This is a genomic window from Streptomyces sp. NBC_01214 (genome assembly GCF_026340975.1).
Taxonomy (GTDB): domain Bacteria; phylum Actinomycetota; class Actinomycetes; order Streptomycetales; family Streptomycetaceae; genus Streptomyces.
Genome location: NZ_JAPEOS010000002.1, coordinates 2,341,149 through 2,367,463, shown reverse-complemented (window position 1 = coordinate 2,367,463; position 26,315 = coordinate 2,341,149). Strand labels below are relative to the sequence as shown.

The 26,315-nt window shown below is 70.7% G+C and carries 7 protein-coding genes; all 7 read right to left on the bottom strand.

The features are described 5' to 3' along the window. Positions 1-72: 72 nt before the first annotated feature. Positions 73-8,283 carry a type I polyketide synthase gene (locus tag OG594_RS35230; protein ID WP_266606435.1) on the bottom strand — a complete coding sequence of 2,737 codons (8,211 nt, stop codon included), beginning with the start codon at positions 8,281-8,283 and terminating at the stop codon, positions 73-75. A 215-nt stretch (positions 8,284-8,498) separates the two neighbouring features. Further along, on the bottom strand, positions 8,499-9,104 hold the full coding sequence (locus OG594_RS35225; RefSeq protein ID WP_266606434.1) for a DUF2867 domain-containing protein: 606 nt from the start codon (positions 9,102-9,104) through the stop codon (positions 8,499-8,501). Between the two features lie 52 nt (positions 9,105-9,156). Next, the gene (locus OG594_RS35220; protein WP_266606433.1) at positions 9,157-10,548 is read right to left on the bottom strand and encodes a DHA2 family efflux MFS transporter permease subunit; all 1,392 of its coding nucleotides are present in this window, start codon (positions 10,546-10,548) and stop codon (positions 9,157-9,159) included. A 155-nt stretch (positions 10,549-10,703) separates the two neighbouring features. Beyond that, positions 10,704-12,164: a cytochrome P450 gene (locus OG594_RS35215; RefSeq protein WP_266606432.1), complete on the bottom strand. Its 1,461-nt coding sequence runs from the start codon at positions 12,162-12,164 to the stop codon at positions 10,704-10,706. 37 nt (positions 12,165-12,201) lie between these two features. Next, positions 12,202-13,662: an MFS transporter gene (locus OG594_RS35210; RefSeq protein WP_266606431.1), complete on the bottom strand. Its 1,461-nt coding sequence runs from the start codon at positions 13,660-13,662 to the stop codon at positions 12,202-12,204. After that, positions 13,659-19,787 carry a type I polyketide synthase gene (locus tag OG594_RS35205; RefSeq protein ID WP_266606430.1) on the bottom strand — a complete coding sequence of 2,043 codons (6,129 nt, stop codon included), beginning with the start codon at positions 19,785-19,787 and terminating at the stop codon, positions 13,659-13,661. Before OG594_RS35205 ends, OG594_RS35210 begins: the two co-directional genes overlap by 4 nt. A 52-nt stretch (positions 19,788-19,839) precedes the next feature. After that, the gene (locus OG594_RS35200) at positions 19,840-26,307 is read right to left on the bottom strand and encodes a type I polyketide synthase (protein ID WP_266606429.1); all 6,468 of its coding nucleotides are present in this window, start codon (positions 26,305-26,307) and stop codon (positions 19,840-19,842) included. Between the last annotated feature and the right edge of the window lie 8 nt (positions 26,308-26,315).

Sequence of the window (26,315 nt, the reverse complement as noted above, 5' to 3'; positions counted from 1 at the left end):
GCACTTGACTCACTCGAAGCACTTGACTCACTCGAAGCACTTGACTCACTTGGGTTACTCGGCTCGCCCGGCTCACTCGACGAACGCACGCTTGATGAGGCTCTCGACGTCCATGGCGTCGAGCTCCTCGTCCACCTCGTCCGCTGCCCCGGCCTCGTCGTCCTGCGCCTGCGGCGACTCCGCGTCCGGCGCGTCCTCGGGGAACAGCAGTTCCCGCAGCCGTTCCGCCAGTGCCATCGGGGTCGGGTAGTTGAAGATCACCGTCGCGGGGACCTGAATCCCCGTGTCCTTCTTGACCTGGTTGCGGAACTCCACCCCGCTCAGCGAGTCGAAGCCGATCTCCTTGAAGGACAGGTCGGCGTCGATGTCGTCGACGTCCGGGTAGCCCAGCACCACGGCCGCGGTGGACAGCAGCAGATCCAGCAGCTCCTCGAGCTGCTTCTCGGTCGACAGATCCCTCAACCGCTGCGCGATCGACGGCTCGGTGCGCTCCTCGACCCGCTTGCGCTGTGGCTTGACCAGGCCGCGCAGCAGCGCGGGTACGGATTCGGCCTGTTGCAGCGCGGCCCTGTCGAGTACCGCGGGCACCACCGACGCCGCATCCAGTGCCAGCGCCGCGTCGAACAGCGCGGTCCCCTTCTCAGCGGCCAGGGGCACCAGCCCGCTGCGCCGGAACCGCGCCAGGTCGGCCTCGCCGAGGGTGCCCGCCATACCGAGCTCCCACGGGCCCCAGGCCAGTGAGATCGCCGGCAGACCGGCGGCTCGCCGGTGCGCGGCCAGGGCGTCCAGGAACGTGTTCGCCGCGGCGTAGTTCGCCTGACCGGCATTGCCGACCGTGCCGACGACCGACGAGTACAGGATGAAGGCCGACAGCCCCAGGTCCTTCGTCAGTTCGTGCAGGTGCCACGCCGCATCGACCTTCGGCTCGAACACCCGGCTCAACTGCTGCGGCGTCAGCGACTCCGAGGCGCCGTCGTCGAGCACGCCCGCCAGGTGGACGACCGCGGTGAGCGGCGCTCCGGCCGGGATCTCTGCGATCCGCTCGGCCAGCGCGGCCGGGTCGGACACGTCGCAGACCGCCTGGGTGACGTCGGCTCCGAGCGCGGTCAGTTCCGCTTCCAGTTCGGCCGCACCCTCGGCCGCCGGTCCCCTGCGGCTGAGCATCAGCAGGTGCCGCACCCCGCGTTCGGCCACCAGGTGCCGGGCGAACAGTGCGCCGAGGGCGCCCGTCGCCCCGGTGAGCAGCACCGTGCCCTGCGGGTTCCACGCCGTCCGTCCGGCCTCGGCCGACGGCGCCGGCGCCGGAACCAGGCGGGGTACGTGGGCGACGCCGCCGCGGATCGCCAGCTGCGGCTCGCGGGACAGCTCCAGCGTCTCCAGCGCGCGCAGCGATTCCTCGTGTCCGTCCGTGTCGACCAGGACGAACCGGTCCGGGTGTTCCGCCTGGACCGACCGGACCAGGCCCCAGACCGGGGCACTGGACAGATCGGGGGCCTCGTCCCGGGTGACCGACACCGCGTGCCGGGTCACGATGACCAGTCGGTTCTCGTCGGACCGCTCGCCCCGCAGCCGCTTCTGCACGAGGTCGAGCACCTCTTGGGCGGTCGCCCGTGCCGCCGCGGGGACGTCGCCCTCGCCGCCCGCCGCCACGTGGGCGAACTCCAGCTCCGGCGCCGTGCGGCCGGGGTCGGCCGCCTCGGGCAGTGCCGACCAGTCCACGGCGTACAGCGAATCGGTCACCGCACCGCCGGTGAGCTGCTCGACGGAGGCGGGCATGAGCGTCAGCGACTCGACGGACAGCACGGGGGTGCCGCTGGGACCGGTGATCCGCAGCGACACCTCGTGGGTGTCCTTCCGCGCCACCCGGACCCGCAGCTCGGTGCCGCCCAGCGCGTGGAACGAAACGCCCGACCAGGAGTACGGCAGGAGCGTCTGCGGGCCGTCCGAACCGGCGAGCAGCGCCAGCATCGGGTGCAGGGCCGCGTCGAGCAGTGCCGGGTGGACGGCGAACCCCGCGGCGGACCGCGGTGCGTCGTCGGGAAGCCGGATCTCGCCGTAGGCCTCGTCCTCCGAGCGCCACATGGCCCGCAGGCCCCGGAAGGTCTCGCCGTACTCGTAACCCCGGTCGACGAGGTCCGGGTAGAAGTCGGCCGACTCGACCGGCGTCGCTCCCTCCGGCGGCCACACGTCCAGCCCCGGTGCGTCCGGTACCTGACCGGGGTCGGCGGACAGGACGCCGGTCGCGTGCCGCGTCCACGGCCCTGTTCCGCCGGACACCGCACGGGAGTAGATCCCGATGTCGCGCCGGCCCGAGTCCTCGGGCGCGCCGACGACGATCTGGAGCTGTACGGGGCCCTCGCCGAGCATCAGGGGGGCTTGCAGGGTCAGTTCTTCGATGCTCAGGCAGTCGGCGCCGTCCATGGCGTGCACTGCCGCCTCGACGAAGGCCGCTCCCGGGAACACCACGTTGCCGAAGATGGCGTGATCGGCCAGCCAGGAGTCGTCGTCCAGGGAGATCTGGCCGCTGAGGACCAGCTGGTCGCCGACGGCGAGGTCGGTGGAAGCGGCGAGGAAGGGGTGCTCGATCGCGGCGAGTCCCGCGCTGCTGACATCGCCCTGCGGCTTCGCCTGAAGCGCCCAGTACCGCTGCCGGTCGAAGGCGTAGGTGGGCAGATCGACGTGGCGTCCCGCGACCCCCACGGCGGCGAGGTACGCGCGCCAGTCGACCGGCACTCCCGCGACGTGCAGTCGCGCCAACGCCTCGGCGGCCGAACGGGATTCGGTCCGGTCCTTGCGGACGACCGGTATCGCGGGCAGGTCCGGGGCGACCTCGGCCAGGGTCTCCTGGGCCATGGCGGAGAGGACTCCGTCGGGGCCGACCTCGACCAGGACCTCGGCCCCGGCCTCGACCGTGGCCCGGATGCCGTCGGCGAAGCGCACGGCCTCCCGGACGTGGCGCACCCAGTACTCCGGCTGCTCCAGTACGCCTTCGCCGGCGATGGCGCCGGTGACGTTGGAGATGATCGCGATGCGCGGCGCCGCGTAGGACACCGACTGCGCCACCTCGCGGAACTCCTCCAGCATCGGCTCCATCAGCGGCGAGTGGAACGCGTGCGAAACCCGCAGCCGGGTGGTCTTGCGGCCGTCCACCGCGAGCGTCGCCTCGACCTCGGCGACCGCGTCCTCGACACCGGAGATCACCGTGGAGGTGGGGCCGTTCACCGCGGCGATGGAGACGGACTCCTCGTAGCCCTCCAGCGCGTCGCGGACCTCGTCCTCGTCCGCCTGGACGGCCACCATCGTCCCGCCCTTGGGCAGGGCCTGCATCAACCGGCCGCGGGCGGCCACCAGACGGGCGGCGTCGGCGAGCGAGAACACGCCCGCCACGTGCGCGGCGGCCAGCTCTCCGATCGAATGCCCGACCAGGACGGAGGGCGTGACCCCCAGCGATGCCAGCAGGCGGTACGCCGCCACCTCGAACGCGAAGAGGGCGGGCTGCGTCATCGCAGTCTCGTTCAGCAGGCGCGCCTGCTCGGAGTCGGGCTCGGCCGCCACCACTTCGTCGACGGAGTGTTCCAGCAGCGGGTCGAGCACGGCGCAGACCTCGCGCCACGCCTCGGCGAACACCGGGAACGTGCGGATGAGTTCGCGACTCATGCCGAGCCGCTGGCTGCCCTGTCCGGAGAACAGGACACCGACGTTCGGCGCGGTCGCCGCACTGCTCGTGCCCACGATCAGGCCCGCAGCGCGCTCGCCCTTCGACAGCGCGGCCAGGCCGGTCAGCAGCTCCTGACGCCCGGTGCCCAGCACCACCGCGCGGTGGTCGAACGCCGTGCGGTCCGTGGCGAGGGAGAGCGCCACATCGGCGACGTGCGGCGCCGAATCGTCGGCCGCCGCCGTCCGCAGCCGCTCCGCCTGTCCCGTCAGCGCGTGGGCGCTGCGCGCCGACACCAGCCACGGTACGACTCCGGCGGGCTCCCGCCCTTCGGCCGGGTCGAGGGCCTCGTCGGGGTCGCCCTGCTCGATGATGACGTGCGCGTTGGTGCCGCTGATCCCGAACGACGAGACGCCGGCCCGCCGCGGCCTGTCGGTGGCGGTCCACTCCCGCGGCTCGGTCAGCAGTTCCACGGCGCCGGACGACCAGTCGATCTGGCTCGACGGTTCGTCGACGTGCAGCGTCTGCGGCAGGATCCCGTTCCGCATCGCCATGATCATCTTGATGATGCCGGCGGCACCCGCTGCGGCCTGGCTGTGTCCGATGTTCGACTTCACCGAGCCCAGCCACAGCGGCTGCTCGCGGTCGTGTCCGTACGTCGCCAGCAGCGCCTGGGCCTCGATCGGGTCGCCCAGCGACGTGCCCGTGCCGTGCGCCTCGACCGCGTCGACGTCCGCCGGGGAAAGACCGCCACTGGCCAGCGCCTGGCGGATCACCCGCTCCTGCGAAGGGCCGTTGGGCGCGGTGAGACCGTTGCTCTCGCCGTCCTGGTTGACCGCCGAGCCGCGCACCACCGCCAGCACCCGGTGGCCGTTGCGCCGTGCGTCCGACAGCCGCTCCAGGACCAGTATGCCCACGCCCTCGGACCAGCCGGTGCCGTCGGCCGCGTCCGAGAACGCCTTGCAGCGGCCGTCGGCGGCGAGGCCGCCCTGCCGCGCGAACTCGACGAACATGCCGGGCGTCGACATCACCGTCACACCGCCGGCCAGGGCCAGGGAGCAGTCCCCCGACCGCAGGGACTGGGCCGCCATGTGCAGCGAGACCAACGACGAGGAGCAGGCCGTGTCGACGCTCACCGCGGGCCCTTCGAGGCCCAGTGCGTAGGCGATGCGGCCGGAGACCACGCTGGTGTGACCGCCGGTCAGCGCGTGGCCGGCGAGGTTGTCGGGTACGTCGCTCAGGCGAGGCAGGTAGTCCTGGCTCATGGCGCCCATGAAGACCGCGGTGCGGCTGCGGCGCAGTGCCGCCGGGTCCTGGCCGGCCCGCTCCAGCGCCTCCCACGCCACTTCCAGCACCAGTCGCTGCTGCGGGTCCATCGCCAGGGCCTCGCGCGGGCTGATGTGGAAGAAGCTCGCGTCGAAGTCCGCGGCGTCGGCCAGGAAACCGCCCTTGCGGGCGAAGTCGGCGTGGGGGTCCACGTGCCAGCCGCGGTCCTCCGGGAAGCCCGAAATCGCGTCCACGCCCTCGGAGACCAGCTGCCACAGATCCTCGGGAGAGGACACGCCACCGGGCAGCCGGCAGCTCATGCCGATGATCGCGATCGCGTCGTCCTCGGCGCTGGAGCCGGTGGGTACTCCCAGGCCCGGAGAGACGGAACTGCCGTCCTGCGTAAGCCGGTTGTCGCCGCCGGTTCCGGACACCTTCTCGTGGATGTGCTGGACCAACAAGGCGGGGGTCGGGTAGTTGAACAGCAGCGAGGTCGGCAGCCGCAGTCCGGCCGCGGTGTTCAGCCGGTTGCGCAGCTCCACCGCCGTCACCGAGTCGAAGCCGAGCTCCTTGAACGTGCTGTCGGGGTCCACCAGTTTGGGGTCGGCGAGCCCGAGTACGGCTGCCGCATGGGAGCGGACCAGCGCCCGCACCTCCTGCTCGGTCATCCCCGGGGACAGCGCCTCCTCGAACTCCGCCCCGGCCGGCTCCGTCCCCACGGCTCCGGCCGCCGGGAGCGCGCGCGGCTCGACGCGCTCACCGGTGACCCAGAACTGCTGGCGCTGGAAGGCGTACGTGGGCAGCTCCACGCGGTGGGCGCCCTCGAAGGCAGGCCGCCAGTCCAGGGCGACGCCCTTGGTGTACAGCTCGGCCATCGACAGCAGCAGGCGCCGCGACTCGTCCTCCTGCCTGCGCAGCGTGCCCTGGACCACCGCGGTGTCCACGGTGTCCTGGATGGGCATGGTCAGCACCGGGTGCGGGCTGATCTCCACGAAGACGGTGTACCCGTCGTCCGCCAGCTTCTGGATGGTCTCCGAGAAACGCACTTCCTGACGGAGGTTCTGGTACCAGTACCCGGCGTCCAGATCCGCCACGTCCGTGCGGCGGGCGGTGACCGTGGAGTAGAACGCGATGTCGACGGCGGTGGTCGCGATGGAATCGGCGACCCGCAGCACCTCGTCCCTGATGGACTCCACCTGGACGGAGTGGGAGGCGTAGTTGACCGGGATGACCCTGGCGGGGATCCCGCGCGCCTCGCACTCGGCGACGACCTCGCGCACCGCGTCGACCTCGCCGGAGATCGCGACCGCGTTCGGGCCGTTCACCGCCGCGACCGATACCCGGTTGCGGTCCACGTCCGCGGCCGGCATCGCCAGCGAGCCCATCGTCCCGTGGCCCGAGAGCCCCGCGTCGATGGCCAGGCTGCGCCCGACCACCAGCCGCATTCCGTCGGCCAGGGAGATGATGCCCGCGGCGCAGGCGGCGGCGATCTCGCCCTGCGAGTGCCCCACGACGGCGTCGGGGACCACGCCGACCGAACGCCACACCTCGGCCAGGGAGACCATCACCGAGAAGAGTGCGGGCTGCACCACGTCCACGCGGGCCAGCGCGTCCTGGTCGTCGAGCACGTCGCGCAGCGACCAGTCGACCAGACCGTTCAGCAGTTCCTGGCACTCCGTCATCCGGGCGGCGAACACCGGGGAGGAGTCCCACAGTCCGCGGGCCATCCCGACCCACTGGGAGCCCTGGCCGGGGAAGACCCACACCACGCCGGATCCGGCGGTGGTGGAGCCGGCCACGATGTTCGGCGACGCCTCGCCCGTCGACAGTGCCGTCAGGCCGGCCAGCAGTTCGGCGCGGTCTCCGGCCACGACGACTCCGCGGTGCTTCAGCGCCGAACGGGTCGTCACCGCGGAGTAGCCGACGTCCGCCGGGCTCAGGTCCGGGGCGGCCTCCAGCCACTCGTGCAGTCGCCCGGCCTGGGCGCGCAGCGCCGAAGCGGACTTGCCCGACACCACCACCGGAACCGGGGTGGCGATCTCGGTTCCGGATGTGGCGCCGGATTCCGTTCCGGGGGTGGTCGCCGCTTCCTCCGCCGGTGTGCCGGGGTGCTCGGCGACGACGATGTGGCAGTTGGCGCCGCCGACGCCGAACGAGTTGACGCCGGCGATCCGGCGGCCCTCGGGCCAATCCCCCGTGGCCGCGTTGACCTGGAGCTTCCACTCCTCCATGGGGATGGAGGGGTGCGGCTCGACGAAGTTGAGGCTCGCCGGGAGGGCTCCGTGCTTCATCGACAGCGCGACCTTGATCAGCCCCACCACTCCGGCGGCGGCGTCCAGGTGCCCGATGTTCGTCTTCACCGACCCCACGAGCAGCGGCTGTCCGGCGTCGCGGCCCGAGCCGAGCACCGCACCGAGCGCACCGGCCTCGACCGGGTCGCCCGCCCTCGTTCCGGGGCCGTGCAGCTCGACGTAGCGCACGTCTTCGGGTTCGACCCCGGCCCGGTCGTACGCCTCCCGCAGCAGGGCCCGCTGCGCGTCGCCGTCGGGGACGGTCAGCGCGGAGCCGTCGCCGTCGTGGTTCACCGCCCCACCGAGCAGTACGCAGTAGACCGGGTCGCCGTCGGCGACCGCGTCCGCGAGGCGCTTGAGGACGACCACTCCGGCGCCCTCGCCCCGGACGAACCCGTTGGCGCGCGCGTCGAAGGTGTAGCTGCGGCAGTCCGGCGACAGTGCGCCGGCGCGGGCGAGGGCGAGCGTGCTCTCCGGGACCAGGTTCAGGTGCACGCCGCCGGCCAGTGCCAGCCGGGTCGCGCCCGACAGCAGGCTCTCGCAGGCCATGTGTACGGCGACCAGCGAGGAGGACTGGACGGTGTCCACCGTCAGGCTGGGCCCGTGGAAGCCGAGTTGGTGGGACACTCGGTTGGCTATCAGCCCCCGGCTCAGACCGGCCAGCGAGTGGTGGGACACCGCGTCCGGTCCGTGCCGGTGGACGAGCGAGGCGTAGTCGTCACCGGTGGCGCCCAGGAAGACCGCGGTGGAACTGCCGCGCAGACCGTCCGGTGCGGCGCAGGCGTCTTCCAGCGCCTCCCAGCTCAGTTCGAGCGCGAGGCGCTGGCGCGGGTCCATGGCCGCGGCCTCGCGCGGGGAGATGCCGAAGAACCCGGCGTCGAAATCGGCGACGCGCTCGAGGAAGCCGCCCCGGCGGAAGGGTGCGAGCTCGGGAGCGTCGTACCCCCGGTCCGCCGGGGCGTCCGTGATCGCGTCGACGCCGTCATGCAGTAACTTCCAGAAACTGGGGATGTCTTGAGCCCCCGGGACCCTGCACGACATGCCGACGACGGCAACGGCACGGTCGTTCATCGGTATCTCCTGGCCATTGGGCCGCCGCTCGGCCTGATTCTCGTGCATGAGTTCCGGATCTCCCCGTTCCCAAACCAAAGCAAGTCCCGTCGCGCATGTGCAGCGAGACTCACGAAACAGATTCCTTCATTACCGCCGTGGCAGCCGCTTCAGTCGCTGCGGCTACCCGCAGCCATTGCGGCTGCGCGGCGTCTACTTCGGCAGATCGACTCAGGTCAGCCCGCAGCCTGGTCCTGCCACCTGCGCTCGATCGTTCGCATCAGCTTCGGGTACACGATCGCGTACCGGATCGGCTTGATTCCGGCCATGTAGACCTTGCCGAACTGACCGTTCGGCTTCACCAGTGCGGCCATCTGACCGTGGTACCCGTCGCCGGTCTTGTCCTTGACCCAGCCGACGTGCATCAGTACGTGCACCGTCTGGTTGGCCATTTCGGCCACGTACTCGTCGTGTGTCTGATAAACCCCCTTGAACGGTGCCGCGCGGAAGTCCGCTCCGCGCGGCCCCTCGAGGAGGTCCTCCGGCAGTCGGTCACGCAGCGACGGAACCCGCTTGCCGATGCCGGCCTCGGGCTTGTCCCAGCCGAGCACCGCCCCCAGCTTCCAGCGGATTTCGAAGAGCGCACGGACGGCCGGGTTGGCAGGGCGCGCTCCGTCGCCGGAGGTCATCTGCCGCACCAGTTTCTCGAGCCCGTCGGGGCCGCCCGGTGTCGGTAATTCCCATACGTCCTCGACCGTGAAATCGCTCGCCACGTCATGGATTCGCCAGGGTTGCGCAGTGTGCGCAGCATTCGGAAGCCTCATGCGCGGATCTCCACCCATCTTGGATTGACAATGCCCTGGAAGAGCATTGTGCGGCTGCCCTTTTCCTGGTCTACTCTACGGCGACCTTGTCCGGTGCGGGCGTCGCACGCCGCGCCGGAATCGCCAACGCGATCGGCACGCCGACCAGGGCCAGAACCGCTGCGGTGGCGATGGCAGCGGTGAATCCATCGCTGAACTCCTGAGCCGAGCCGTAACCGCCCACAGCGGCGAATACAGCGGTGGCTATGGCGATCCCGAAGGCGCCGCCGAGCTGGCGCAGACTATTGAGCGTGCCCGACGCCGACCCCGATGCCTCGTCCGGGACCGCGCCGAAAACCGCGGTCATCACGGCCGGAATCGCGATCGAGATGCCGATGCCGCCGATGACGAACGGCCCCACCATATCGCCGTAGGCCATGTCCGGTTCCGCGATGATCGCAAACCAGCCAGATGCGATGGCCTGGAGCAGCAATCCGGCGGTGACGAGCGGCCGCTCGCCGATCCGGCTCACCAGCTTTCCAGCGATCGGCGCGAAGAAGAACACGGTCACCGTCCACGGCACCAGTCGCACGCCGGAGTCGAGCGCACCGTAATGCATCACGGTCTGTAGGAACTGCGCGTAGAAGAACAAGCCGGCCATGGCCGAGCCGAACAGCAGGAACATGGCGGCGTTGCCCGCCGAGAACGCCCGGGCGCGGAAGAAGTGGATCGGCATCAGCGGCTGCGGGGTGCGCAGTTCCCACAGCACGAACCCGACGAGCGCGGCCGCGCCCACCACGAACCCGCCGACGGTCTCGAGGCTGCCCCAGCCCGCCTCGTTGCCCCGCACCAGACTCCAGCCGGCCCCGAATGCGGCGACGGTGGCCAGGCCGATGCCGCCGAAGTCGAGCCGGCGCGCTTCGCCGACGCTCTCGCCGAGCTTGGTGAGGACCAGCGGGACCATCACGAGCCCGATCGGCACGTTGATCCAGAAGATCCACTGCCAGGAGGCGTATTCGACGATGACACCGCCGATGACCGGTCCGCCCAGGGTCGCCAGGCCCGTCACAGCACCGAACAGGCCCATGGCCTTCGGCCGCTCCTCCGGGGTGAACGCGGCGCTCAGATGGGCCTGGGCGACCGGCACGATGGCCGCCGCGCCGACGCCCTGCAGCGCGCGGGCCGCGATGAGCCAGCCGATCCCGGGGGCGAGGGCGCAAGCGACCGACGCCAGCGTGAACACGACGAGTCCACCGGCGAACACGCGCTTGCGGCCGTACCGGTCACCCAATGCCGCGCCCGCCATCAGCAGTACAGCGAATGGCAGGAGATAGGCGTTGACTGTCCATTCCAGTTCTTCGACTGACGTTTCCAGATCGAGTCTGATCGCTGGCAGCGCTGTCGTCACCACCAGCGCGTCCAGGGCGGTTATCAGCGAGGCCAGTGAGGTCAGCACCAGGGCCCACCGCTGTTTGACAGTCATGTCGTCTACTTCCTTGAAATCGCTCGCGAGTGGCGCATCTCGACGGGTGGACGCGTCCGCCCGTCGCGTCGCCTGGAAATCCCCCGCAGTCAGCACCCGGTGCCGGGACCGTTCCCGGCCTCCGTCACCCGGTGTGCCGACTCATCGCACCGGGTCTAGGCCAAGGACGCCTCCACCTTCCGGGGCCTGAGCTCCATCAGGGTGTCGTGCTCGGGCACGATGACGACACCGCGGCTGCGCGTGCCCTCCGGCTTCGGGTCGGCCCGGTGCAGCTCGCACGTGGACAGCACCTCGCGGAGCACGACCTTGATCTCGTGGATCGCGATCCTGTCGCCGAGGCAGCGCGTGTGGCCGCCTCCGAACGGGATCCAGGTGTACATGCCGGGCTTCGTACCGACGTAGCGCTCCGGACGGAACTCATCGGGCTCGTCGTAGCGGGTGGGGTCGCGGTTCAGCAGATGGGCGCTGGCCCACAGCTCCATGCCGGGCTCGTAGCGCACCCCGCCGATCTCGATCGGCTTCACCACCTTGCGCAGGATGATGTTGGGGAGCGGCGGCCACAGGCGCAGCACCTCGTTCACGACCGCCGTGAGGTAGTCGTCGTCGGTGCCCTCCTCGATCTCGGCGAGCACGCGCCCCAGGACCTCGGGTTCGCGGCTCAGGCACTCGATGGCCCGGCAGATGGCCGACGCGGTCGTCTCCGTGCCGGCGATGAACATCGTCATGATCTCGTCGCGCAGCTCCACCGAACTCAGCGGAGTGCCGTCGCCGTGCTTGATGCCGAGCATGACGGAGAGCATGTCGTCGCCGAGCTCGCCGGAGTCGATGCGCTCCTTGAACGCCTCGGCGAGCAACTCGTCCGCGCGCGCACGGTGCTTGAGGAAGTCGTGCAGACCCGTGCGCCGGAACGCCGTGAGCCCCTTCACCACCAGACTCGGCATCTTGTGGAGCATGAGGACCGTCGCTATGTGGTTGTTGAACTCCACGACACCCATGACCTCGTCGAGGAGCTCCTCCCAGCGCTCGGGGTGCTTCTCCCCGAAGACCACCTCGCCGATGACCTTCATCGTGTAACGGTGGACGTACGGGTGGAGCGCGGTGACGTGGTTGCGCGGCCACGTGGCGACCTCCTCCTTGGCCCTCCTCGTGGCCGCGGCCTCGATGCGCCGGAACGCGTCGCCCTTGAAGCTCGGCATCAGGGACCTGCGCCGGTTCAGGTGCTCCGACTCGTCCAGGAAGGCGAGCCCGGTGTTGCCGAAGAACTTCTGCAGCACGTCGCTGCCGTTCCCGGTGTGGAGGGAGTCCCGGGGGCTGAGGAACATCGCCTTGACGTCGTCGGGGTCCGAGAGCATGTAGATGTCGGAACCCGGCCTGATGTTCAACCTCACGCGCGTGCCGTAGGCGTCGCGGAGCTGTGTCAGCCAGGTCGTCCGGAGCGTCCGGTACTTCCAGAGCTGCTTCAACATCGGTTCCCGCGGACCGGGCAGCCCGGCGGCGGGGATGACCGCCTTGGGACGCGCGGCGGTGTGGTCGACCGGGCACCCGGCGGCCACTGCCGCGCCTCCCGCAGCACCGACCTCCTGGTGCTCACCTTGGGGTGAGTTGGCAGTATCCATTGCTGTGTTCCTTCTTCCTTTCACGTAAGCCGAGAGGTCAGACGGTCTGTCGTGGTGCTGTGGCGGACAACTCCGGTGCAGGGGCCGAAGTACGACGCTGCTCGGCTCCGATCGCGAGCAACGCGAGTCCCCCGGCGACGCCGCAGGCCGCCATGAAGAGGAATGCGGTGTGGAAGGCCGAGACGTCCGGTCGGACGTTGAGGATGGCCGTGACTGCCGCGACGCCGAGCGCGCTCCCGACCTGGCGGCACATCGTCGCCATCGCGGTCCCGGTGGCGAAGCGTTCGGAGGGAAGGGATGCGGTGGCCGCCATCGACAGGCACGGCAGCATGAGGCCGATGCCTATCCCGCCGATGACCGACCCCGGAAGGAAGCTGGCGGCGTACCCCTGACCGGTGTCCGTCACCACTGCCCACCAGATGCCCCCGGCGGCGAAGACGACGCCGCCTACCATCCCGATCCCGCGTACGCCGTGCCGGGTGGCCACCAGACTGGCGGGCACGGCGCACAGGGTGGCGACCACCGGTCCGGGACCCACCTCCAGGGCGGCCCGCAGGACCGAGTGGCCCCACACCTCCGTCAGGAAGAGCGTCGAGGAGATCACCATCGCCCCGAACCCCGTGAAGAACAGCAGCGTCGCGAGGTTGCCGAGCGCCACGGACCTGATCCGGAGGATGGCCGGCTCGATGACGGGGGAGGGATGCCGGAACGCGCGCCGTGCGGTGAACGCCGCACCGAGCACACCCACGGCGATCAGGCCGAGGACCCGGGCGCTGCTCCACCCCCAGGGCTCGCCCTGCACGACCGCCGTGACGAGCGCCCCGACGGTCGCCGCGAGCACCAGGATGCCGAGCACGTCGGGAACCGCGCGCCCCTCCTCACGGACCTCCGGGAGCGTCCGCACGCCAATGAGCACCGCTGCCACGCCGAGGGGGACGTTGACCAGGAACGCCCACCGCCAGTCGATCTGTACGAGGAGTCCGCCGATCGGCGGCGCGAGGGCGGCGCCGGCTCCGTTCACCGCCGTCCACAGCCCGATCGCGGCTCCGCGCCGCTCGGCGGGGAAGAGAGCGAGCAGCAGACCGAGCGAACTCGGCATCATCAGAGCCGCGCCGATCCCTTGCAGGACACGTGCGGCCACGAGCACGTCGAGCGAGGGAGCGGCGGCGCAGCAGGCCGACGCCACCGTGAAGAGCGCCATGCCGATCAAGTACGCCCGCTTGCGCCCTGACTGGTCCGCCCACCGGCCGCCCGGCATGAGCAGCGCCGCGAACGTGATCGCGTAGGCACTCAGCACCCACGAGAGGTCGGTCAGGCTCGCCGAAGGGAACGAGCGTTCCAGGTCGGGGAAGGCGATGTTGACGATGAGTACGTCGAGCGCCGAGGCGAAGACACCGACGAGTACGACGGCGACAGCGCTGCGCCGGGACGCACTGCTTCGTTGGGACGGGCTGGCTTGTCGGGGCACGCCGTCTTGTCGGGGCACGCTGCCTTTCATGCCTCGATCCACCTCTCCATCGCGGTCGCGGTCTGCGCCGCCGCGGGCCCGATCAGGCCGAAGTGATCGGCCTCGACCTCGACTTGGTCGCTCACGTCCTGCCAGGTGGCCCACCCCGACGGGGTGTCGCCGCCGCCGAGCGACACGGCCGCCCGTATCAGCAGGGTCGGAGTCTCGATCCGCTTCGCGGGTCGCTCGCCCAGCAGGCGCATGTACGTGCCCATGGCCAGCCAGTCCGCGTCGTCGACCGACGCGGTCTGTTCCGCACCGCCGAGGATGTGGGTCATCACCTGGGAGAAGATCCGGCCGACCTCTTCCTCGCCGCCCTCGGGCGCCGGAGTGTCGATCAGGACGACGCCCGCCGGAGCGGCGCCCGCGTCCTCGAACCGGGCGGCCAGGGAGTGCGCGACGGCGCCTCCGATCGAGTTGCCGACCAGGACGAAGGGGGAGTCGCCGATCGTCCGGCGGATCGCGCCCTCCAGAACCTCCATCGCGGCGTCCCAGGATGCCGGCGCCGGATCGGTGCCGCGGAACCCCGGCAGCGAGCAGACGAAGACGTCCCGCTTCCCCTCGAAGTGATCGGCGATGCGCATGAACTGATGCGGGCTGGAACCCACCACGAAGGACGGCACGCAGACGAGCTTCGGCAGTCCCTGGCCGGAGGCGAGCTGGACGACATGCCCGTTCTCGCCGCCCTGCTCCCCGGACGACGCGAAGGTCGGGCGGAACCGCGACGCCTCGATCAGCCACGGCAGTGCTTCGAGCAGCGCCCCCGAAAGGTGGGCGTGGCGGAGCAGCGTGCCGAGCGTCCCTTCGACGCCCCCGCCCGCGGCCTCGTGTCCGGGCTCCGACGGGGACCGGCCGAGGTCCCCCAGGATCAGCCGTGCGGCATCCGCCGGGGTCGGGTGGTCGAAGACCAGGGTGGCGGGCAGCCGCAGCCCACTGGCGCGGGCGAGCCGGTTGCGCAGCTCGACCGCGGCCAGCGAGTCGAACCCGAGCTCCTTGAACGGCCGTTCGGGGTCGATCGCCGCGCCGGAGGCATGCCCGAGGACGGATGCGACCTGTGTCTGGACCAGTTCGAGTACGACCTGCTCCCGGTCGGCCTGTGCCACTGCGGCCAGCCGCTGGGCCAGCGACCCGCCCGTGGACTCGGCGCGCCGAGCCGGTACGCGCACCAGTCCGCGCAGCAGGGGCGGCAGCACGCCCGCACGGGCCTGCACCCGCAGCGCGGCCGGATCGAGCCGCACCGGCACCAGCAGCGCCGTGTCCGCACCCAGCGACTGGTCGAACAGTTCCAGCCCGCATTCCGCCGAGAGCGGCGCGACACCCATCCGCTCCAGCCTGGCCAGACCCCGCTCGTCCAGCCCTTCCGTCATGCCGGTCGCGTCCGCCCACATGCCCCAGGCCAACGAGATACCGGCCAGTCCTGCCGCCCGCCGCTGGTGCGCGAGCGCGTCCAGTGCGGCGTTGGCCGCCGCGTAGTTCGCCTGACCCGGGTTGCCGATCAGCGCGGCCCCCGAGGAGAACAGCACGAACGCCGACAACTCCGTGTCTGCCGTGAGCTCGTGCAGATGCAGCGCGGCGTCGACCTTCGGGCGCATCACGCGCGCCAGTCGCTCCGGGGTGAGCGCCTCGATGACACCGTCGTCCAGCACACCGGCCGCATGGATCACCGCGGTGAGCGGGTGCTCCAACGAGCCGATCAGCTGAGCCAGTTGGTCCCGGTCGGACACGTCGCACGCGGCGACCCGGGCCTGAGCGCCCAGCTCTTCCAGCTCGGCGACCAGCTTGTCCGCGCCATCGGCGGCCGGGCCGCTGCGGCTGACCAGCAGCAGCCGCTTGGCGCCGTGCCGCTCGGCCAGGTGGCGTGCCAGCAACGCTCCCAGACCCCCCGTACCGCCGGTGATCAGAACCGTTCCCTCCGCGTCCAGCGGAGCCGGACCGGAGAGCACCGTACTGGCACGGGCGAGGCGGGGAGCCAGCAACCGGCCCTCGCGTACGGCCAATTGCGGCTCGTCCGGATCGAGCAGCGTCTCCCAGCGGGGCTCGCCGTCGCCCTCATCGCCGTCGATGTCGACGAGTGCGAGCCGGCCAGGGTGCTCGGACTGGGCGCTGTGCACCAGACCCCACGCCGCGGCCTGCGCCGCGTCCGGCGCCCGGTCGTCCACCGCGACCGCGTTACGGGTCACGACCATCAGCTGTGACCCGCTCAGCGACTCGTTCGCGAGCCAGCGCTGCACCAGCTCCAGTGCCCGCCCTGCCGTCTCCCGCGCGGCCTCCGCCGGATGGTTCGTTCCGGCAGGTGCCGCGATCGCGGTGACGACCACCTCGGGCGCCGCCGCTCCGTCGGCGAGTGCCTGCTCCAGGACGCCCAGATCCGCGAACCGGTCACCGACCCCGGCCAGATCGCCCAGGATCGCCGCCTGCCGCGACGGCTGTCGCGACGGCTGTCGCGACCCAGCTGTGACCGGCGCCCAATCGAGCTGGAACAGCGAGCTCTGCCCGGTCCGGCCCGCCGCTTGCAACTGCGCCTGCTCGACGGGGCGGACAGCGAGCCGTGCGATGGTCGCGACCGGCTCGCCCTGGCCACCGGCGATGTCGATCCGCGATGCGGAGTCACCCGCCGGCAGGATCCGCACCCGGACCCGTGTGAGGCCGGCGCCCTCCAGTCGCACCCCCGACCACGAGAACGGCAGCACAACGGAGTTCGTCGGCCTGTCCTCCAGAAGTCCACCGTGGAGCGCGGCGTCCAGGAGGGCGGGGTGGATCCCGAATCCTGCCTGGTCGGCGTTGTCGTCCAGGGCTACTTCGGCGTAGATCTCATCGCCGGAGCGCCATGCTGCCCGCATTCCTTGGAAGGCGGGGCCGTACTCGTAGCCCGCATCGGCCAGCCGCTCGTAGAGCCCTTCGACGGCGATGGGTTCGGCGCCGGCCGGGGGCCACTGGAGCGGGAACGGCTGCGAAGGCTCGACGTCCGTGGCCAGCCAACCGCGCCCGTGGCACGTCGCCTCGGGCACACTGTCCGCCTCGTCCGCGGTTTCGAGGCGCGAGTAGATCGCGACCTCACGGCGCCCGTCCTCTCCCGCCGGACCGACCGCGACCTGAACCTGCCGGGCGACGTCCTCTTCCAGGACCAGCGGCGCCTCGAGCACCAGCTCGTCGAGCACGGGGCAATCCACTTCACGCCCGGCCGTCAATGCCATCTCGACCAATGCCGTACCCGGCACCATCACCAGCCCGAACACCATGTGGTCACGGGTCCAGGCCTGTGCGTCCTGCGAAAGCCGCCCGGTGAACACCCACTCGTCGCGGCCGGCGAGTTGCACGCTCGCGGCCAGAACCGGGTGTGCGACCGTGCCGAGGCCGGCAGCAGCAGCGTCCGCAGCCCCCGCACGGGGAGTCAGCCAGTACCGCTCGTGCTGGAAGGCGTAGGTCGGCAGTGAGACCCGCTTGGCGCCGGCACCGTCGAACAGGGTGGGCCACTTCACGCTCACGCCGGTGACGTGCGCTTCGGCCAGCGAGAGCGTGAACCGTCCCAGACCACCTTCGTCACGCCGCAGGGAACCAACGACACCGACACGGTCCTCGGCGCCATGAGCCGTGATCGTTCCTTCGACGGCCATCGTGAGGACCGGGTGCGGGGAAACCTCGACGAAGCAATTCACACCGCTGTCGATCAGCGCACGGATCGCGGGCTCGAAGCCGACCCGGCCACGCAGATTGCTGTACCAGTAGGCAGCGTCAAGAGACTTCGTGTCGATGAACCCGCCGGTGACCGTGGAATAGAACGGAATCTGCCCGGAGACCGGCTCGACCGGCGCCAGGACCTTCAACAGTTCGGCCTCGATGGACTCGACGTGCACCGTGTGCGAGGCGTAGTCCACCGCGATCCGACGAGCCCGCACCTCATCACGCTCACACAACGCAATGAGCTCATCCAGCGCCCCGGGCTCCCCCGCGATCACCACAGAGGCAGGGCCGTTCACCGCGGCAACGGACACCCGGCCCTCATACGCCTGCAAAAGGTCCTCGACCTGGTCCACCGGCAGTGCCACCGAAACCATGCCACCGCGACCGGCCAGCTCCTCCAGGACCAGCCGGCTGCGCAGGGCCACGATCCGGGCCCCGTCGGTGAGAGAGAGGCCACCGGCGACACATGCGGCAGCGATCTCACCCTGCGAGTGACCCACCACCGCCGAAGGCTCCACACCATGCGCACGCCAGAGCGCAGCCAGTGACACCATCACCGCCCACAGAGCGGGCTGGACCACATCGACCCGCTCCAACGAAGGCGCACCCTCCACACCCCGCAGAACATCCTCAAGACGCCAATCGACGAACTCCGAGAGCGCCCCACCACATGCCGCGATCTCCTCGGCGAAGACCGACGAAGACTCCAAGAGCTCCACGGCCATGCCCACCCACTGCGAACCCTGACCCGGGAAGACGAACACCGTCTTCCCAGTGACCGGGCGACCCTCGAAGACATGGGCTGCAGGGTCTGCCACGGACAGTGCGCCCAGACCGGCCAGCAGTGCGCCACGATCCGTGGCCACCACCGCGGCACGCCGCTCCAGCTGCGCCCGCGTGGTCACCGACGAGAAGCCGATGTCCAGCAGCGATACCTCGGGGTGCGAGACCAGATGCGCGCGCAGGCGGTCGGCCTGCTCCCGCAACGCAGCCTCGCTCCGGGCCGACACCAGAACCGGCACCGCAGACAACGGGCGCGACTCAACCTCGGCCAACTCCTGGGCCGGTGCTTCCTCCAGGATCACGTGCGCATTCGTGCCGCTCGCACCGAAGGACGACACTCCCGCACGCCGGGGATGCTCTCCGGCGGGCCACTCCTGCGCCTCGGTCAGCAGGTCGATCTCGCCCGCTTCCCAGTCGACGTGCGGGGACGGCGCATCCACGTGCAGGGTGGCGGGCAGCACGCCGTGCCGCATCGCCATCACCATCTTGATCACACCGGCCACACCGGCGGCCGCCGAAGAGTGTCCGATGTTCGACTTGATCGACCCGAGCTTGAGGGGACCACGGCTCCGCTCGCGGCCGTAGGTCGCCAACAGCGCCTGAGCCTCGATCGGGTCACCCAGCTTCGTACCCGTCCCGTGGCCCTCGACGGCATCCACATCGGCCGTGCTCAGCCCCGCGTTGGCCAGCGCCTGGCGGATCACCCGCTCCTGCGAGGGTCCGTTGGGGGCGGTCAGGCCGTTGCTCGCACCGTCCTGGTTGACCGCGCTACCCCGCACCACCGCGAGCACATGGTGACCCTTGCGGCGCGCGTCCGACAGGCGCTCGAGGACGAGGACGCCCAGGCCGTCGGAGAAGCCGGTCCCGTCGGCCGCCGCCGCGTACGCCTTGCACCGGCCGTCGGGCGACAGGCCGCGCTGCCTGCTGAACTCCACGAACAGGGCCGGCCCGGAGAGCACGGTCACGCCGCCGACCAGCGCCATCGAGCACTCGCCCGAACGCAGGGACTGCGACGCCTGGTGCAGGGCCACCAGCGACGAGGAGCACGCCGTGTCCACCGTGACGGCAGGCCCTTCAAGGCCCAGCGTGTAGGAGATGCGCCCCGACAGCACACTGGTCAGCACCCCCATGCGGTACCCCTCCAGCTCCGGCGGCATCGCATCGCCGTACTCCGAGCTGAAGGCGCCGGTGAAGACGCCGGTGTCGCTGCCGCGCAGCGAGGTGGGGTCGATGCCCGCGTCCTCGAGCGCCTCCCACGAAGCCTCCAGCAGCAGCCGCTGCTGGGGGTCCATCGCCAGCGCCTCACGCGGACTGATCCCGAAGAACTCCGCGTCGAAGTCTCCCGGCCGGTCAAGGAATCCACCGCCCCGCGTGTACACCTTCCCGATCTGGTCGGGGTCCGGGTCGTACAGCCCCTCGACGTCCCAGCCGCGGTCGGTCGGCAGCCCCGACACCGCGTCGCGGCCCGAAGCCACCAACTCCCACAGCTCCTCCGGCGACGTCACACCCCCGGGGTACCGACAGCTCATACCCACGATCGCCAACGGCTCGCTCGACTGCGCCAGGAGCCGCCGGTTCAGCTGCCTGAGGCGCTCGGCCTCCTTGAGCGACTTCCGCAGGGCATCGACGAGTTCGTTCTTCTCGGTAGCCACGCCTACTCCTCCGCGTCCGGGCGCCCAGTTGCCGCTACGTTCCCGACTGTCGTCATTCCACGTCCTCTTGGGCCATCCGGATCAGGGCGGCGGCGTCCATGTCATCGATCGACTCGGCAGCCTCGTCCGTCGGTGCGTCGTCGTGCAGATCGCCGGCGGCCAGCTCGCGCAGCGTGTCGAGCAGCCCCGCCTTGCGCAGGCGGTCGACGGGGATCGCGGCGAGCATGGCGCGGATCTGGTCCTCTTCCGTCTGCCGATGCCCGTCCGTCCCGGCGCCCGGTATGACGACTGGGATCAGATACCGCGTGACGTCCGCGGGGGTGGGGTGGTCGAAGACCAGGGTGGCGGGCAGCCGCACACCGGTGGCGCGAGTGAGCCGGTTGCGCAGCTCGACCGCGGCCAGCGAGTCGAACCCGAGCTCCTTGAAGGCTCGGTCGGGGTCGATCGCCGCGCCGGAGTCGTGGCCGAGAACGGCCGCGACCTGCGCCTGCACCAGTTCGAGCACGACGCGTTCCCGGTCGGCCTCCGCCACTCCGGCCAGCCGTCGGGCCAGCGATCCGCCCGTGGACTCCGCGCGCCGCTCCGGTGCCCGCACCAGTCCGTGCAGCAGGGGCGGCAGCATGCCCGCCCGGGCCTGTGCCCGCAGTGCTGCCGGATCCAGCCGCACCGGCGCCAGCAGCGCCGCATCCACCCCGAGGGACTGGTCGAACAGGTCCAGTCCGAACTCGGCCGGCATCGCACCGACACCCATCCGCTCCAGCCGTGCGAGCTCGGCCTCGTCGAGCTCACCGGTCATTCCGGTCGCGTCCGCCCACAGGCCCCAGGCCAGCGAACTCGCGGGCAGTCCCGCGGCCCGCCTGACCTGCGCCAGCGCGTCCAGGGAGGCGTTGGCCGCCGCGTAGTTCGCCTGCCCCGGGCTGCCGATCAGAGCCGCCATCGAGGAGAACAGGACGAACGCCGACAGCTCCATACCCGCCGTGAGCTCGTGCAGGTTCCAGGCCGCGTCGACCTTCGGACGCATCACCCGCGCCACCTGCTCCGGAGTGAGCGATTCGATCACCCCGTCGTCCAACACACCCGCCGCATGCATGACCGCGGTGAGCGGCTGCTCCAACGAGCCCAGCAGTTGCGCTAGTTGATCCCGGTCGGTGACGTCGCAGGCGGCGACCCGGGCCTGAGCGCCCAGCTCTTCCAGCTCGGCGACCAGCTTGTCCACGCCATCGGCGGCCGGACCGCTCCTGCTGACCAGCATCAGTCGCTTCGCACCGTGGCGGCCGGCCAGGTGCTTGGCGAACAGCGCGCCCAGACCACCCGTACCACCGGTGATCAGCACCGTTCCCTCGGGATCCAGCGGAGTCGGAACCGTCAGCACGATCTTGCCGATGTTGCGGCCCTCGCGCAGGAAACGGAACGCGTCCTGCGCCCGGCGCACGCCCCAGGTGCGGATCGGCGACGCCACGAGCACACCCTGCTCGAACAGCCGGGTGATCTCGACCAGCATCTCCTGGATCCGCTCCGGGCCCGCCTCCAGCAGGTCGTAGGAGCGGTACCGCACGCCCTCGTGCTCGCGAGCCACGACTTCCGGGTCACGGATGTCGGTCTTGCCCATCTCGATGAACCGTCCGCCGCGCGGCAGCAACTCCAGCGTGGCGTCCACGAACTCACCCGCCAGCGCGTCCAGGACCACATCCACCCCGGCCCCGCCGGTCGCCTTCAAGAAGGTGTCCCGGAAGCCCAGGTCACGCGAGGAAGCGATCCGCTCGTCCGGGATGCCGAGGGCCCGCAACGCGTCCCACTTGGGCTGACTCGCCGTAGCGAAGAGCTCCGCACCGAAGTGGCGGGCCAGCTGCACCGCCGCCATGCCGACACCACCGGCAGCGGCATGCACCAGCAGCCGCTCACCCGCACGCAAGCCGGCAAGATCGACCAGACCGTAGTACGCGGTCAGGTACACCACCGGAACCGCCGCCGCCTCCACGAACGACAGGCTCTCCGGAATCGGCACGATCATCTGCCGTTCCGTCACCGCCATCGTCCCGAAGCCATCGATCATCAGGCCCATGACGCGGTCGCCCGGCGCCAGGTCGGTGACGCCCGAGCCGACTTCGAGGACGACTCCCGCCGCCTCGCTGCCCAGCGGGGTCTCGCCCGGGTACATCCCGAGTGCGATCAGTACGTCGCGGAAGTTCAGGCCCGCGGCCCGTACTCCGATCCGCACCTCGCTCGCGCCCAGCGGCCGGTCGGCGTCCGACGCGGAGATCTTCAGGTCCTCCAGCGAACCCTTCCGCTCGATCGACAGCCGCCAGGCACCCTCGCCGGCACCCGCGGGTGCCGCGGGCACGCGGGCGAGCCGCGGCGCCAGCAGTCGGTCGCCGCGCACCGCGAACTGCGGCTCGTCAAGGTCGAGCAGCGAAGCCCACTCCGGCTCGCCGTCGCCCTCATCGCCGTCGATGTCGACGAGTACGAACCGGCCAGGGTGCTCGGACTGGGCGCTGTGCACCAGACCCCACGCCGCGGCCTGCGCCGCATCCGGCGCCCGGTCGTCCACCGCGACCGCGTTACGGGTCACCACGATCAGCCGCGACTCGGGCAGCCACTCGCTGGCCAGCCAGCGCTGCACCAGCTCCAGTGCCCGCCCGGCCGTCTCCCGCGCAGCCTCCGCCGGATCACCGGCCGCAGCCGGGGCCGGAATCCCGGCGAGGACCGCGACCGGCGTCGCCGCTCCGTCGGCGAGTGCCTGCTCCAGGGCGTCCAGATCAGCGAACCGGTCGCCCGAAGCCGCCAGTTCACCCAGGACCGCCAGCTGCGCCGGCTCCGGTGCTCCGGCCGTGACCTGTACCCAGTCGAGCTGGAAGAGCGAGCTCTGCCCGGCCCGGCTCGCCGCTTCCAACTGCGCCTGGTCCACCGCGCGGAACGCGAGCTTGGCCACGCTCAGCGCCGGTTCGCCGGTCTCGCCGACGACGTCGATCCGCAGCGCGGACTCGCCCGTCCTGCTGATCCGTGCGCGCAGCTGAGTCAGGTTGGTCTGCCCGACCTGTACCCCCGACCACGAGAACGGCAGGTCGACCGACGATTCCGCGCCCTTGTCGAACAGTGCGCCGTGGAGCGCGGCGTCCAGGAGGGCGGGGTGGATCCCGAATCCTGCCTGGTCGGCGTTGTCGTCCAGGGCTACTTCGGCGTAGATCTCATCGCCGGAGCGCCATGCTGCCCGCATTCCTTGGAAGGCGGGGCCGTACTCGTAGCCCGCATCGGCCAGGCGCTCGTAGAGCCCCTCGACGGCGATGGGTTCGGCGCCGGCCGGGGGCCACTGGAGCGGGAACGGCTCCGAGGGCTCGGCGTCCGCAGTCAGCCAGCCACGGGCGTGGCACGTCGCTTCCTGCTGCTCGTCGCCGCCGGACTCCGGGCGGGAGAACACGGTCACCTCGCGGCGCCCGTCCTCTCCGGCCGGACCGACCGCGACCTGAACCTGCCGGGCGACGTCCTCTTCCAGGACCAGCGGCGCCTCGAGCACCAGCTCGTCCAGCACCTGGCTGCCCACCTCGCGGCTGGCTACGGACACCATCTCGACCAGTGCGACACCCGGCACGATCACCAGGCCGAACACCATGTGGTCGCGGGTCCAGGGCTGGGACTCGATGGACAACCGGCCGGTGAACACCCACTCGTCACGGCCGGCGAGTTGCACGCTCGCGGCCAGAACCGGATGCGCGACCGTGCCGAGACCGGCAGCAGCAGCGTCCGCAGCCCCCGCACTCGGAGTCAGCCAATACCGCTCGCGCTGGAAGGCGTACGTCGGCAGCGGGACCCGCTTGGCACCGGCACCGTCGAACAAGGTGGGCCACTTCACGCTCACGCCGGTGACATGCGCTTCGGCCAGCGAGAGCGTGAACCGTCCCAGACCACCTTCGTCACGCCGCAGAGACCCAACGACACCAACACGGTCCTCGGCGCCATGAGCCGTGATCGTTCCTTCGACAGCCATCGTGAGGACCGGGTGCGGGGAAACCTCGACGAAGCAATTCACACCGCTGTCGATCAGCGCACGGATCGCAGGCTCGAAGCCGACCCGGCCACGCAGATTGCTGTACCAGTAGGCAGCATCAAGAGACTTCGTGTCGATGAACCCGCCGGTGACCGTCGAATAGAACGGAATCTGCCCGGAGACCGGCTCGACCGGCGCCAGGACCTTCAACAACTCGGCCTCGATGGACTCGACATGCACCGAATGCGAGGCGTAGTCCACCGCGATCCGACGAGCCCGCACCTCATCACGCTCACACAACGCAATGAGCTCATCCAGCGCCCCGGGCTCCCCCGCGATCACCACAGAGGCAGGGCCATTCACCGCGGCAACGGACACCCGGCCCTCATACGCCTGCAAAAGGTCCTCGACCTGGTCGACCGGCAGTGCCACCGAAACCATGCCACCGCGACCAGCCAGCTCCTCCAGGACCAGCCGGCTGCGCAGGGCCACGATCCGGGCCCCATCCGCGAGGGAGAGGCCACCGGCGACACATGCGGCAGCGATCTCACCCTGCGAGTGACCCACCACCGCCGAAGGCTCCACACCGCGCGAACGCCAGAGCGCAGCCAGTGACACCATCACCGCCCACAGAGCGGGCTGGACCACATCGACCCGCTCCAACGAAGGCGCACCCTCCGCACCCCGCAGAACATCCTCAAGACGCCAGTCGACGAACTCCGAGAGCGCCTCACCGCATGCCGCGATCTCCTCGGCGAAGACCGGCGAAGACTCCAGGAGCTCCACGGCCATGCCCACCCACTGCGAACCCTGACCCGGGAAGACGAACACCGTCTTGCCAGTGACCGGGCGGCCCTCGACCACTCCGGCGGCCGGTTCGCCGCTGACGAGTGTCTCCAGGCCGGCGAGCAGTTCGTCGCGGTCCGTGGCCACCACCGCGGCGCGCCGCTCCAGCTGCGCCCGCGTGGTCACCGACGAGAAGCCGACGTCCAGCAGGGACACCTCGGGGTGCGAGACCAGATGCGCCCGCAGGCGTTCGGCCTGCGCACGCAACGCAGCCTCACTCCGGGCCGACACCAGAACCGGCACCGCAGACAACGGGCGAGACTCAACCTCGGCCTCGGCCAACTCCTGGGCCGGTGCTTCCTCCAGGATCACGTGCGCATTCGTGCCGCTCACACCGAAGGACGACACCGCCGCGCGCCGCGGCCGGTCCTGCGAAGCGGACCATTCCTGCGTCTCGGTCAGCAGCTCGATCTCGCCCGCTTCCCAGTCGACGTGCGGGGACGGGGCATCCACATGCAGGGTCGCCGGCAGCGTCTTGTGCTGTAACGCCATCACCATCTTGATCACGCCCGCGACACCGGCCGCGGTCGATGAGTGTCCGATGTTCGACTTGATCGACCCGAGCTTCAGCGGACCATGGCTCCGCTCGCGGCCGTAGGTCGCCAACAGCGCCTGAGCCTCGATCGGGTCACCCAGCTTCGTACCGGTGCCATGGCCTTCCACCGCGTCCACATCGGCCGGGCTCAGACCGGTGTTCTCCAGCGCCTGGCGGATCACCCGCTCCTGCGACGGACCGTTGGGGGCCGTCAAGCCGTTGCTCGCACCGTCCTGGTTGACGGCGCTGCCCCGTACCACCGCGAGCACGTTGTGCCCATGGCGCTGGGCGTCCGACAGCCGCTCCACCACGAGCAGGCCAAGACCGTCGGAGAAGCCCGTTCCGTCGGCGGCCGCCGCGTACGCCTTGCACCGGCCGTCGGGCGACAGGCCGCGCTGCCTGCTGAACTCCACGAAGAGGAAAGGACCGGCGAGCACGGTCACGCCGCCGACCAGCGCCAGCGAGCACTCGCCCGAACGCAGCGCCTGCGACGCCTGGTGCAGGGCCACCAGCGACGAGGAGCACGCCGTGTCCATCGACACCGAGGGACCTTCAAGGCCCAGGGTGTAGGAGATCCGGCCCGACACCACGCTCGTCGTCGATCCGGTCAGGCGGAAGCCCTCGATCTGCGGCAGGGCGCCCGCCGGCGCGGCCGCGTAGTCCGAGGCCCCGACACCGCAGAACACGCCGGTGTCGCTGCCGCGCAGCGACGTCGGGTCGATGCCCGCGTCCTCGAACGCCTCCCACGCCGCCTCCAGCAGCAGCCGCTGCTGAGGGTCCATCGCCGTGGCTTCACGCGGGCTGATCCCGAAGAAGTCGGCGTCGAAGTCGCCCACCCCGTCCACGAATCCGCCCGTGCGGGTGTACGACGTGCCGGGCTGGTCGGGGTCCGGGTCGTACAGCCCCTCCAGGTCCCAGCCGCGGTCGGTCGGCAGCCCCGACATCGCGTCGCGGCCCGAAGCCACCAGCTCCCACAGTTCCTGCGGTGAGGTCACACCACCGGGGTACCGACAGCTCATGCCGACGATCGCTAGGGGTTCGTTCGCCCGGTCCTCGTACTCGCGCAGCTGCGCCCGGGTGTTGTTCAGATCGACGGCCATCCGCTTGAGATAGCGAACGAGCTTCTCCTGCTGCTGTTCGGTGCTTTCAACGCTCATCTTCATTC

Bases quoted from the DNA above. Each gene is read 5' to 3' on its own strand.
- OG594_RS35230 (WP_266606435.1), bottom strand. From the start codon at position 8,283: ATGAACGACCGTGCCGTTGCCGTCGTCGGCATGTCGTGCAGGGTCCCG.
- OG594_RS35225 (WP_266606434.1), bottom strand. From the start codon at position 9,104: ATGGGTGGAGATCCGCGCATGAGGCTTCCGAATGCTGCGCACACTGCG.
- OG594_RS35220 (WP_266606433.1), bottom strand. From the start codon at position 10,548: ATGACTGTCAAACAGCGGTGGGCCCTGGTGCTGACCTCACTGGCCTCG.
- OG594_RS35215 (WP_266606432.1), bottom strand. From the start codon at position 12,164: ATGGATACTGCCAACTCACCCCAAGGTGAGCACCAGGAGGTCGGTGCT.
- OG594_RS35210 (WP_266606431.1), bottom strand. From the start codon at position 13,662: ATGAAAGGCAGCGTGCCCCGACAAGACGGCGTGCCCCGACAAGCCAGC.
- OG594_RS35200 (WP_266606429.1), bottom strand. From the start codon at position 26,307: ATGAGCGTTGAAAGCACCGAACAGCAGCAGGAGAAGCTCGTTCGCTAT.